At 62.7% G+C, this 12,450-nt stretch carries 9 protein-coding genes; all 9 read left to right on the plus strand.

The features are described 5' to 3' along the window. Positions 1-172 precede the first annotated feature (172 nt). The gene (locus tag GFS60_RS18865; protein WP_159923565.1) at positions 173-1,222 is read left to right on the plus strand and encodes an MFS transporter; all 1,050 of its coding nucleotides are present in this window, start codon (positions 173-175) and stop codon (positions 1,220-1,222) included. Next, the gene (locus GFS60_RS18870) at positions 1,131-2,444 is read left to right on the plus strand and encodes an IS256 family transposase (RefSeq protein WP_159923567.1); all 1,314 of its coding nucleotides are present in this window, start codon (positions 1,131-1,133) and stop codon (positions 2,442-2,444) included. The genes GFS60_RS18865 and GFS60_RS18870 overlap by 92 nt, the downstream gene beginning before the upstream one ends. Further along, positions 2,353-3,135, plus strand: coding sequence for an MFS transporter (locus tag GFS60_RS18875; RefSeq protein ID WP_268962519.1), 783 nt, complete (start codon positions 2,353-2,355; stop codon positions 3,133-3,135). The genes GFS60_RS18870 and GFS60_RS18875 overlap by 92 nt, the downstream gene beginning before the upstream one ends. A gap of 198 nt (positions 3,136-3,333) precedes the next feature. Then, a complete protein-coding gene (locus tag GFS60_RS18880) occupies positions 3,334-3,687 on the plus strand; it encodes a YybH family protein (protein ID WP_159923571.1) in 354 nt (117 codons plus the stop codon). A 557-nt stretch (positions 3,688-4,244) separates the two neighbouring features. Further along, positions 4,245-5,786, plus strand: coding sequence for a Re/Si-specific NAD(P)(+) transhydrogenase subunit alpha (locus GFS60_RS18885; protein ID WP_159927343.1), 1,542 nt, complete (start codon positions 4,245-4,247; stop codon positions 5,784-5,786). Between the two features lie 8 nt (positions 5,787-5,794). Then, positions 5,795-7,210 (plus strand): Re/Si-specific NAD(P)(+) transhydrogenase subunit beta, encoded by a 1,416-nt coding sequence (gene pntB, locus GFS60_RS18890; RefSeq protein WP_159923573.1) that lies wholly within the window; start codon positions 5,795-5,797, stop codon positions 7,208-7,210. A gap of 998 nt (positions 7,211-8,208) precedes the next feature. Beyond that, positions 8,209-9,156, plus strand: a complete 948-nt coding sequence (locus GFS60_RS18895) for an ABC transporter permease (RefSeq protein ID WP_159923575.1) — start codon at positions 8,209-8,211, stop codon at positions 9,154-9,156. Next, positions 9,156-11,135 carry a dipeptide/oligopeptide/nickel ABC transporter permease/ATP-binding protein gene (locus tag GFS60_RS18900; protein ID WP_159923577.1) on the plus strand — a complete coding sequence of 660 codons (1,980 nt, stop codon included), beginning with the start codon at positions 9,156-9,158 and terminating at the stop codon, positions 11,133-11,135. Before GFS60_RS18895 ends, GFS60_RS18900 begins: the two co-directional genes overlap by 1 nt. After that, on the plus strand, positions 11,132-12,181 hold the full coding sequence (locus GFS60_RS18905; protein WP_159923579.1) for an ABC transporter ATP-binding protein: 1,050 nt from the start codon (positions 11,132-11,134) through the stop codon (positions 12,179-12,181). Before GFS60_RS18900 ends, GFS60_RS18905 begins: the two co-directional genes overlap by 4 nt. Positions 12,182-12,450: the final 269 nt, after the last annotated feature.

Below are 12,450 nucleotides of genomic sequence, written 5' to 3' on the forward strand. Positions count from 1 at the left end.
CCAGTGTGGAGGCGCTCGTGAGTTGGATCCACCTTTCGGATAGTTGTCAGCGTTTTTGAAGTTCTAATGTGAGATTCACATCGCAGGACCGCATGCGCGTGGCGAAGATTCTTTTCACCTCCGTTGCGGATCGTCTCAGGCGACTGCTGATGTCCAGAACAGGAGCGAACGAATGAAGCACTCAGACGGAGAGCCGGTGCACTCATCAGAGCGTACCCGGGTTCACGAGAACATCGCCGCACGTCTTGAAAATCTACCGGCCCGCGGTAGATCGAGGATGGTGGTTGTGGTCGCTGCCCTAGCCGTATTCTTTGATATTGGTGACGGTGCCTCGCTTGGGCTCGTCGCTCCGACGTTGCGGGATGCTATTGGGCTGACCACTACCATGTTCGCTCTCACGATGTCCGCAACCTTTATCGGGTCCTTCCTCGGTGCTTCGATCGGTGGCTATTTGTCGGACAGATATGGTCGAATTCGATTCTTCCGTTTGGCATTGGCTATCACGACGCTCTTCACTCTGGCGCAATCGGTCATCCAGACGCCGGTTGAACTGGTCATTCTTCGCTTCCTGGCGGGAATCGGAATCGGATCACTATTCGTTGTCGCGTTGATCTATCTCGTTGAGATGAGCCCACCGTCTCGAAGGACTGCGCGCACAGCGATTGTGGCAGGCATTGGTGTAGGAGGCTCGGCCGTTTTCGCAACGTTGGCTCGACTCATCATTCCAGTCGGGCCTGAGGGCTGGCGTCTCGTGTTTTGTATCAGCGCCTTGGCGATCCTCTTGTACATTCCGTTGCGACTGCTCCCCGAATCTCCGCTGTGGTTGGTTACGCGGGGGCGCCTGGACGATGCGAAAGCGGCAATGACCTCGCTGGAACGAAACTCGGGTGTTTCCTCAACGCAATCGCCGGCAATCGCTACCTGTGAAGAGGTTTTCACCTCGGACACTCCAGGTTCGACTGCCACGGAATCGGTGAATGCAGAACCTGATACCGTAGATATAGCTGGTGGGGAGAGCAATGATCAGAACCTGTGTATCCCGGGAGGGCGCACCTTCCCGGAAGATGATCTTCGACGAAACAGGATTCTGATCAAGACCAGCGCGCCAACGCTGGCGGGAAGGTACGCCCGTGCTCACGGTAGTGGACAGCAGCGACGACTCCAACGAGACCCACGATGCAGCGCGTGTGGGCGGGTCGTTGCTCGACGAGATCGTCCGTGACGGCGCCCGGCAGATGCTCGCCGCAGCCCTGCAGGCGGAGGTCGCCGACTACATCGCTCGGCATGCCGGTGAGATCGACGACAACGGTCACCGACTGGTGGTTCGCAATGGCTACCACGCCGAGCGCGAGGTGGTCACCGCCGCTGGCGCGGTGGCGGTGAAGGCGCCGCGGGTCAACGACAAGCGCGTCGACCCCGACACCGGTGAACGTGAGCGGTTCTCCTCGGCGATCCTGCCGGCATGGGCCCGCAAGTCATCGCAGGTGTCCGAGGTGCTGCCGCTGCTGTACTTGCACGGGCTGTCCACCAGCGACTTCGGGCCCGCCCTGGAACAGTTCCTCGGCTCCGGCGCCGGTTTGTCGGCCAGCTCGATCACCCGCCTCACGACTCAGTGGCAGGACGAGGCGAACGCCTTCGCCCGGCGGGATCTCTCGCAGGCGGACTACGTGTATCTGTGGGTGGACGGCATCCACGTGAAAGTACGGCTCGACCAGGAGAAACTCTGTCTGCTGGTGATGATCGGGGTCCGCGCCGACGGGCGCAAGGAACTCGTCGCCCTCGCCGACGGGTACCGGGAATCGACCGAATCCTGGGCGGACCTGCTGCGGGACTGCCGGCGGCGCGGGATGCGGGCCCCGGTGCTCGCGGTCGGTGACGGTGCCTTGGGGTTCTGGCGGGCGCTGCGGGATGTGTTCCCGGAAACGCGGGAGCAGCGGTGCTGGTTCCACAAGCAGGCGAATGTTCTTGCTGCGCTGCCGAAGTCCGCGCATCCTGGTGCGTTGGCGGCGATGAAGGAGATCTACCTCGCCGAGGACATCGACAAGGCGCAGGTGGCGATCAAGGCATTCGAGATCGATTACGGCGCGAAGTACCCGAAGGCGGTCGCGAAGATTACCGACGACGCCGATGTGCTGGTCGAGTTCTTCCGGTATCCGGCCGAGCACTGGGTACATCTACGCACGACAAATCCCATCGAATCTACTTTTGCGACAGTGCGTTTGCGGACCAAGGTGACCAAGGGGCCGGGGTCGCGGGCGGCCGGGATGGCGATGGCCTACAAGCTGATCGAGGCCGCCCAAGCCCGCTGGCGGGCCGTCAACGCCCCACATCTGGTGGCGTTGGTGCGGGCAGGTGCGCTGTTCCACAAGGGCAAGCTCCTCGAACGGCCTGTCGAGCTCACCCCGGAACCGTCACCGGACAGCCCGGAGACCGAAGTCGCCTGATGACCCCCGATCCACAGGATTTGACGATTCCTCTGGTGGGGAACCGGTTCGACTGACACGCGGACCCCTACTCGTCTCCCTTGTTCTGGTGTCGGTGATGTTGATGCTCTATTCGACCGCGGGGCAGTCGTTCTCCATGTGGCTTCCCACGATTCTTGATGCTCGGGGATTCGACTCCTCATTAGCGCTCACGGTCACCGCCGCGTCGTTGTACGGAGCGCCACTGGGATGCGCAATTGTGTACCTGTCCAGTCGTTTTGTTTCGCGGTGGACGATGATGTTTGCAATGGCTGCGCTGGCCTGCATCAGTATCGTAGTCTTCTTTGCATCAGATGCGACGTCTGTCGTAATCGCTTCTGCATTCGTTGTTATGGCGGTGAGTGGTGGCTACTCGCCACTGACCAACGTGACAGCCGGCGAGGAGTTTCCGACCTCTGTGCGAGCGAGTGGAATGGGCTTCGCCCACTCGACGACCCGAGTATCAAATGCCGTCGCTCCTTTCTGGCTTGCTATGGTGCTCAATTCGGGCCTGTTTGTGCTTGGGTCGTTCCTTGTCGGCCTGTGGGTCGGAATTCTGGCCGTGGTGTCCATGCTGCGGGCTCGCCACATCGCAGCGCAACGACGCGCGTCGAGACAGCAAGATGTCGATGCGTTTTCAACCGTTGCTGGGGGCGACAAGCCGCTCAACTAGGGCAGCACCATATTTTCTGGACGCAACTTTTGCTGACCGAATCGGTGACGGTCACCATCTTGAGGTTGCTGGTCATATCCCGGCCTCGCCGGCGGATACTTACGCACCGGCGCGAGGAATGGAGCCCGAGGCTTGGAAGATGGCCCAATCAAGGATGAACCAACCGATATAGAATCACACTGGAAGGATTTACTGAACATGACGACTCCTACCCGCGCGTTCGCCGAACGATACGTGGAGTTCACCAATGCCGGCCAATACAACCGGCTTGCATCCTTGTTCGCAGAAGATGCAGTCTTTCTCGCTCCGAAGGGGCGCGAGCTGCGAGGACGGGAACAAATTAGCTCGTTTTACGAAAATTTCCTGCCCTCCATCAAGTCCAGACTCCGACTCGCCAGCTTCGTCGAGCAGGGCGACATGTGCGTCTACGAGTTGGATGCGCAGATCAACGACGAGACCGAGTACTTTTTAAGTGCCATCGACCACGCGACGCTCGACGGCGACGGTTTGGTCAAACGTTTCGTCGTGTACACGCGGGAGACTGGTCGATAGCCGGCGCCTTCGACGGAGTGGTCGGGCGGGCTGTGTCCCGTGCGCGGTCTGCGAACCGGCTTTGCGATGAATCGTGGCGGTTGGTGAGCGCGGACTGTTGTAAGGGCGTCTTGGTCGACGACGAGACAGCGCTTCCGAAGAACAAAATGCGCTCGGCGGTGCCCGACAATATTCGGTACGGCGAATTGCGAACATCCCGGACGGAGGCTACACCTACGCCTCCGTCCGGTCGGGCGTTTATCGACCGTGATTCGTATCTGCGCGAGCCCTGGCCTGAGGACCGCAGCGATGCCGTGCCGCCGGAAAGCTGGTGACTTCGCCTGCCTGACGATCCTGCGGGGTCCTCCAGGGAAATCACCAACGGTGTACGCGACCTGAATCACCCTTCATGCAAGCAAGAAGCAGAGTTCCCCAGCATGGGCTGCAGACCAACGGTTAGTGCCCAGATCAAACTGCACGCGCTCGAGTGGCGCCTGCACGCCGCTGATCAAGGAGTACGAATGAGTGAAAGTCCACCAGCGCCCACCTTCCCGGCGCCAACTCCCGCCCCATCACCGATGCGAATCGGGCTGGTCGCGGAAACCGTCAAGGCCGAGACGCGGGTCGCTCTCACTCCGGAGGCGGTGCGCAAGATCGTAAGCCTCGGTTATACGGTGACCGTGGAGTCCGGGGCGGGGGAGCGAGCTGGATTCGACGACACCGCCTACCTCGACGCTGGTGCCGAGATCTCGGCAAGTCCTGTGTGGGACGCGGACGTCGTGGTGATGATCAACGCCCCGCAGCCCGACGAGATCACCGCACTGCGTGCCGGCAGTGTCCTGATCGCGATGCTCGCCCCGGCGCTCGATCCTGAACGCCTGGCTGCGCTGGCCGAGCGGGGAGTCACCGCACTGGCGATGGACGCGGTACCGCGCATCTCGCGGGCGCAGTCGATGGACGTGCTCAGCTCGATGGCGAACATCGCCGGCTACCGCGCCGTGGTCGAGGCAGCACACGCCTTCGGCCGATTCTTCACCGGTCAGGTCACCGCGGCGGGCAAGGTCCCGCCCGCGAAGGTGCTCGTTGCCGGTGCCGGCGTGGCCGGGCTGGCCGCGATCGCGACCGCGAACAGCCTCGGCGCTGTGGTGCGAGCCACCGACCCGCGGCCCGAGGTCGCCGACCAGGTCAAGTCGCTGGGCGGCGAATATCTGGCTGTCGAGGTCGCTCAGGAGAAGAGCGCCGACGGCTACGCGAAGGCGACGTCGCACGAATACGACAGACGCGCATCGGAAATCTACTCTGAGCAGGCCGCAGACGTCGACATCGTGGTCACAACCGCCCTGATCCCGGGCCGTCCGGCCCCGAGGCTACTCGACGCCCAGCAAGTCGCGTCCATGAGACCCGGCAGCGTGATCGTCGACATGGCGGCCGCGCAGGGCGGCAACGTGGCGGGCACGGTCGCCGGTGAAATCGTCGTGACCGACAACGGGGTCACGATCATCGGCTACACCGACTTACCCGGCCGACTTCCCACGCAGGCCTCGCAGTTGTACGGCACGAACGTGGTCAACCTCCTGAAGCTGCTCACCCCGGGCAAGGACGGGCACATCGTGCTCGACTTCGAGGACGTGGTGCAGCGCGGACTGACCGTCACCCACCAGGGTGAGACCCTCTGGCCGCCGCCGCCGGTATCGGTGAGCGCCGCCCCGGCCGCGGCGCCGCACGCCGTCGACACCCAAGCCGAGCTGAAGAAGGCCCCGTCACCGTGGGCGCGGGCGTCGGTGGGGATTTTAGGGGCGCTGGTCTTGTTCCTGACCACCGCATTTGCGCCCCCCGAACTGGCCGGGCACCTGACGGTGTTCGTGCTGACAGTGGTGATCGGCTTCTATGTGATAGGCAACGTCCATCACGCCCTGCACACCCCTCTGATGTCGGTCACCAACGCCATCTCCGGAATCATCGTGGTCGCTGCGATCCTGCAGATCGGCACCGGCGGCGCGAATGCCGGCGGGGAACTGGTCACCGGGCTGGCCGCGTTTGCGGTGTTGCTGGCCGCCATCAACATCGTCGGTGGCTTCGCGGTGACCCGCCGCATGCTGTCGATGTTCTCGAGGAGCTGAGAATAGGTATGAGCGTTTCGACGTGGACTGCGGCGGCCTATCTGATCGCCGCCCTGCTATTCGTGGTCAGTCTCGCGGGACTGTCCAAGCACGAGACCTCCCGCTCGGGTGTGGTGTTTGGTGTGGTCGGCATGACGATCGCGCTGGTCGCCAGCGTGCTCACCGCACTCGACTCGGCGTCCGGTCTCGGGATCGCCCTGCTCCTGATCGCATTGGTGGTCGGCAGCGGAATCGGGCTCTGGCGGGCCCGGGTCGTCGAGATGACCGGCATGCCGGAGCTGATCGCGCTGATGCACAGCTTCGTCGGCCTTGCCGCGGTGTTAGTGGGCTGGAACGGCTTCCTCGAAGTCGAGAGCGGTCACACGGAGCTGGTCGGGTCCCTGCTGGGGATCCACCACGCCGAAGTGGTGATCGGGGTGTTCATCGGCGCCGTGACATTTACCGGCTCGATCGTCGCCTACCTGAAGTTGTCGGCACGGATCCCGTCGATGCCGCTGCAGCTGCCGGGGAAGAATCTGCTCAACCTCGGTGCGCTGGCCGGGTTCGTCGTGCTCACGGTGATCTTCGTGAATGGCCCTACCCTGTGGCTGCTCGCCGCGGTGACGATCCTGGCGATGCTCCTGGGAATCCACCTGGTCGCATCGATCGGCGGCGGCGACATGCCCGTGGTCGTGTCGATGCTCAACAGCTACTCCGGCTGGGCCGCAGCGGCATCCGGTTTCCTGTTGGCCAACGACCTGCTGATCATCACCGGCGCACTCGTCGGGTCCTCGGGCGCGTACCTGTCCTACGTGATGTGCAAGGCGATGAACCGGTCGTTCCTCTCGGTCATCGCCGGCGGCTTCGGAGCACCCACCTCCTCCGGCGGGGCGAGTGTCACCGGTGAGCACCGGGAGATCAACGCCGACGGGGTCGCCGAGTTGCTGGCGGGCGCCAAATCGGTTGTCATCACTCCCGGCTACGGCATGGCCGTCGCGCAGGCTCAGTACCCGGTCGCGGAGCTGACTCGTCGCCTGCGTGAGCAGGGCGTCGAGGTCCGGTTCGGAGTACACCCGGTGGCGGGGCGGCTGCCCGGACACATGAACGTGCTGCTCGCCGAGGCGCAAGTGCCCTACGACATCGTCTTGGAGATGGACGAAGTCAATGACGATCTCGCCGACACGGACGTCGTCCTTGTCATTGGGGCCAACGACACGGTGAATCCGGCCGCCGCCGAAGACCCTGCCAGCCCCATTGCTGGAATGCCGGTGCTGCGGGTCTGGGAGTCCGCCGACGTCGTGGTGTTCAAGCGATCCATGGCCACCGGATACGCGGGCGTGCAGAACCCCCTATTCTTCCGGGACAACACCCAGATGCTGTTCGGTGACGCCAAAGAGCGTGTGCAGGACATCCTCGCCGCCCTGAAGACCCACGCGAAGGTCTGAACAACCTCGGGATTTCTTCGAAACCTCGCTGCGGCAGTAAATGTCGAGTGAGGGTCTCGACCAGGTGGTCGGTGCTGTGCCAGAGTTGGGGCCGTGCACCGACCACCTCGTCGTCGAGGGACCGTCCTACCGTCTACGCACCCGATCCGGCCGTGTCCCGATTGACAGCAGAAGGCCAGGTCGATGCTCGATGACACATTCGGGTGGTCCCATGTTCGTGGCAACGAGGTGGTCCCATCACCCTGGCAAGCGACACGATCGCGGGCCGTGAGTGATCGTGCTGGTCGCTTGCCCGCGTCCATCAGGGCACGACCTGAGACCGCGTCTGGCACCTGTTTGCGGATGCGGTTGGCGTTGCGGAGTTCTTCTGCTGCCGTGATCAGGTGGGACGCCGCGTATACGGTGATCATCACCGGGCGGGCGCGCATGCGCGCCTGAGCGTGCAGATCGACGAATTGGGTGTACGGCCAACCCTGATGTCCGCGGATTAGCCACCGCAGGAGAGATATTCGGCTGGAGTAGCTCGCTCGTCTGACGTCGAGCGTAGTCCCCCGAGCCGTTGAACGTCGGTGTCCAGGTCCACGATCACGAAGACATAGGTGTTGCCCGCCGCACCACGGGTATGCGCCCAGCGGATTCCGCGACCTACTTCACACCCGGATTCGTTCATTGCAGCACTGCGGCAACGTCACCCGCGGAATCGATGCACTTTCAAGCCACAAGAGCCCGCATAGTTTCGAGTTTCGAAGAGTGCATCGACTAATCGTCGCCAGCGGATCCCCCGTTCATCGGGCACCTCCACTTCCCGGGAATGCGGTGAGGAATAACTCACACTTTACAGCGTAAGGTGATGTAGTGCACACTACGCTCTAACGAGGCCGTGTTCGGGAAAGCTACCGATGCCTGCCTCGGAACCCATTACGCTTCTACACTTCCAGGCTGGAGTCCAGCATGCTCAACCATTTTCTCCATGGCGAAACGGCCGAGCGGAGACCGCAATGGCCGCGCTGATACTGAGGAGGCTCGGGGCCGTAATCCCCGTGATGTTGTTGGTGTCGTTCGTCGTCTTCATGCTGTCGACGCTTATTCCCGGTGACGCGGCCGCTGTGTTGGCCGGCGGCGAGAACGCTACGCCGGAGCGCATCGCCCAAGTTCGTGCTGAGTTGGGTTTGGACCAACCCTTGCCGGTTCAATACTGGGACTGGCTGCGTCACGCGATTGTCCTGGACTTCGGTGACTCGCTGGTCGACCGGCGTCCCGTGACCGGAACGATCCAGGATCGGTTCCCGGTGACGCTGACGCTTGCGCTCGCCGCGATCGCTTTTGGTGTGGTTGTCGGCGGTGTGGCCGGATTTGTGGCAGGCAAGCGGCCAGGCAGTGCACGCGACCGGTTCGCAACGGTCGGCTCCAGCATCGGTATGGCGGTGCCCAATTTCTGGCTAGGAATGCTTCTCATCTCGGGGTTGTCCTTGCAGCTCGGCTGGTTCCCACCGGGGGGTCTCCCGATGTTCAGTGAAGACCCCGTCGGCTGGGCCCGGTCACTGGTGCTGCCGGCCATCGCGCTCGGGCTGCTCCCTGCGGCGATCATCATGCGGCAATTGCGGGCATCGCTGGTTGACGTCATGGGATCGCACTACGTCCGCACTGCCTGGGGCAAGGGTGGGGGAGTCGCCCGCGTCGTCGGCAAGCATGCTTTGAAAAACGCGGCGATGCCGACAGTTACGGTGCTGGGGCTGACCTTGGGATCGCTTATCGGAGGCTCCGTGTTGGTCGAGCAGATTTTCAGTATTCCCGGTCTCGGCACCCGACTGCTGCAGGCCGTCCTCGACTCCGACTTGCCAATGATTCAGGGCATCGTGGTCTTCTTTGCCCTCATCCAGGTGCTGCTCATGCTCCTGGTCGATATCGCCTACAGTTTCCTCAACCCGAAGGTGCGTGCCTCTTGATGGGTCAGACACGTGAAGTCGTCGACGTTACGGACGCCATTGCAGCACCGCCGGCCGAACGTGGCAGCCGCGGTTCGTCGGGGCCACTCGCGAAGGCCATGCGACGATTCAGGAAGAACAACGCGGCGATGCTTGGCCTTGCCTGGCTGATCGTGATCGTTGCCTGTTCCATATTCGCCCCCCTCATCGCCCCCCACGATCCAGCGACCCAAGACTCCGTTCCATTCCTGGGTCCGTCATCGGACCATCTCTTGGGCACCGACGAACTCGGGCGCGATGTCTTCAGCCGACTGGTGTACGCATCGCAGGTTGCCCTGCAGGCAGCGTTCACGATCGTGGGTCTGGCTCTAATCATCGCGCTCGCTCTGGGTTTGACGGCTGGATACGTGGGCAAGAAATTCGACTACAGCGTCATGCGCGCGATGGACGCGCTCTCCAGCTTCCCTCCGCTGGTCTTCGCGATCGCCATCGCCGCAATGCTCGGCGCGAGTCTGGGAAGCACGACAATCGCCATCGCGGTCATCTTCGTCCCCGGACTCACCCGCCTAATTCGTGCCCAGACGCTTGCGGTCAAGGAGGAGACGTTCGTCGAAGCCTCACGTGCGATCGGAACCCGCACCCACACCATCCTGATGCGCAGAATTCTGCCGAACCTGGCGTCACCCTTGATCGTCCAGGTCACCGTGCTCCTCGGCGCCGCGCTACTGGCCGAAGCATCGCTGAGCTTCGTCGGGCTGGGTGTGCAGCCACCCGATCCCAGCTGGGGTCAGATGCTGCGACGCGCATACGATGCGATCTTCGCCCACCCGTGGCAGATGCTGGCGCCCGGAATTGCGATCGCCCTGACAGTCCTCGCCTGGAACGTCATCGGAGATGGGCTGCGCGACTCCCTGGGCCACCAACCAGTGAAGGCGCCTCGCGCCATCCGACGGAAGGCGGGGCTGGGGGTCACGTCCGTCAAGGAGAACCGGATAGCCACCAAGCAGCCGTCGTCGAGTGCGGTGCTCTCCGTCCGTGATCTCGAGATCCGCTTCGCTACGGAATCGGGAGCGGTCACCGTGGTTGACGGCGTGAGCTTCGATATCGAGCCGGGCGAGATCGTGGGGCTGGTCGGCGAGAGTGGATGCGGCAAGTCCATGACATCGCTCGGCATCATGCGGCTGGTTCCCACGCCGCCGGGATGGATCGAGCGCGGATCGGTGATTTTCGACGGCCGCGACCTCACTTCGATGTCGGCCAAGGAATTACGGGCGGTCCGCGGCAAGGACATCTCGATGATTTTCCAGGACCCGATGTCGAGCCTCAACCCCGCATTCACCATCGGCAATCAACTGACTGAAACCGTGCGACTCCACACCGACCTGACCGCGAGTGCGGCCAAGACCCGCTCAGTTGAATTGCTCGACATGGTCGGCATCTCCGATCCGCATGTGCGCCTTGACCAGTACCCTCACCAGCTCTCTGGCGGCATGCGGCAGCGAGTGATGATCGCCCAAGCTCTAGCGTGCGAACCGCGATTGTTGATCGCAGACGAACCAACCACAGCCCTGGACGTGACCATCCAGGCAGAAGTGCTCGATCTGTTGCGCTCGCTGCAACGAGAGCTTGGCATGTCGATGATCCTCGTGACCCATGACCTCGGGGTCGTGGCGGACATCTGTGATCGGGTGGTGGTGATGTACGCCGGTCAAGTCGTGGAGCAGGCACCGGTTGACGAGCTCTTTCGGCAGCCCAGGCACGTGTACACCCAAGCACTGATGAAGGCGATGCCCCAGCTGGCCGGGCGTGGGGAAAGGCTCACCGCGATCCCCGGAACGGTGCCGCTGCCCTCCGCGTTCCCGGAGGGGTGCCGATTCGCGCCGCGCTGTCCGCACAGCCGTGTCGAGTGCGACCGACCCATGCAGTTGACGCAACCGGAACCTGCGCACCAAGTCCGCTGTATCCGCTCCGACGAGCTGCTGGAGGTCGTCTCCTCATGAATGACAACGTCCTCGAACTTCACGATGTGCGAAAAACCTTCACCGTCGACAAGAACCTTATGGGGCGAGGTACCCGGCACGTGACGGCCGTTGCCGGCGTCAGCTTGTCGCTCAGGCCAGGGCGAACGCTGGGGCTGGTAGGAGAGTCCGGTTCGGGAAAATCCACCCTTGGTCGGTTGGCCCTGCGGCTGGATGCGCCCACGAATGGCCACGTCATGTTTGACGGGAAGGAGATCACTTCCCTACGCGGTGCGGCGCTACGTGCATTGCGGCGTCAGATGCAAGTTGTCTTCCAGGATCCCTACTCGTCCTTTGATCCCATGGCCACCGTGGGGTCCAGCGTCGCAGAGCCGTTGCGGACCCACCAATTACTCCCCCGGTCCGCTCATCAAGATCGAGTCGCTGAACTACTGGCCACCGTCGGCCTGCAACCGTCTCATGGGCAGCGCTATCCACAGGAGCTCTCGGGTGGACAGTTGCAGAGGGTGGCGATCGCGCGTGCTTTGGCCTGTGGGCCCAAGCTGCTGGTGCTCGACGAGCCGGTCAGCGCACTCGACGTTTCCACGCAGGCGGACGTCATCAATCTACTCACCGATCTTCAACGCGACCGACATGTCGCGTATCTCTTCATCGCACACGACCTGGCCGTTGTGCGACACGTCAGTCACGAGATCGCAGTCATGTACCTGGGACAAGTGGTGGAATACGGGGCCGCAGAGGAGGTTTACACCCGTCCTCGTCATCCATACACGCAGGCACTGCTCTCCGCGATCCCGGTAGCCGATCCCGTGGTGCAGCGGGCTCGGGAGCGGATCGAGCTGAAAGGCGAGATTCCCTCGCCTGCGAACCCGCCTCAGGGCTGCCGATTCCATACCCGTTGTGCTCATGTCATGGAAATTTGTCGGACAGTCGAGCCGGAGGAGTATGTCGGGCCCGTCGGTGTGATGGCACGCTGCCATCTGCACACACATGGCCCTCAACTCGCTGGGCGATCTGTCACCGACCTCCCCATGCCGCAGTCGGAATCCAGCTCCGGGCGGGCATAGGAATACGGGTGTTCACTCGCAGGTCAGAGGGTCACGTGCCGAGTCATCACTCACATGACCACCGCCCCAGGAATGCGAAATCAGCTGACATCCAAGAATATTGATCAAACACTCGAGCGGCCTGGTCATCGGAAATCCGCCACTCCGGCGCCGCAGATTGAACCCACCGTTACCTGTTGCCAGCATCGCAGTTCCCAACCAGGGCTCCGGGCCGATAAATCAATGTGACATATCACGGCTTCGGACCCCAGCTTTCGCCGCTATGAATT

Origin of the sequence: Rhodococcus sp. WAY2, from assembly GCF_009859915.1 — a bacterium.
Classification (GTDB): Bacteria; Actinomycetota; Actinomycetes; order Mycobacteriales; family Mycobacteriaceae; genus Rhodococcus_F; species Rhodococcus_F oxybenzonivorans.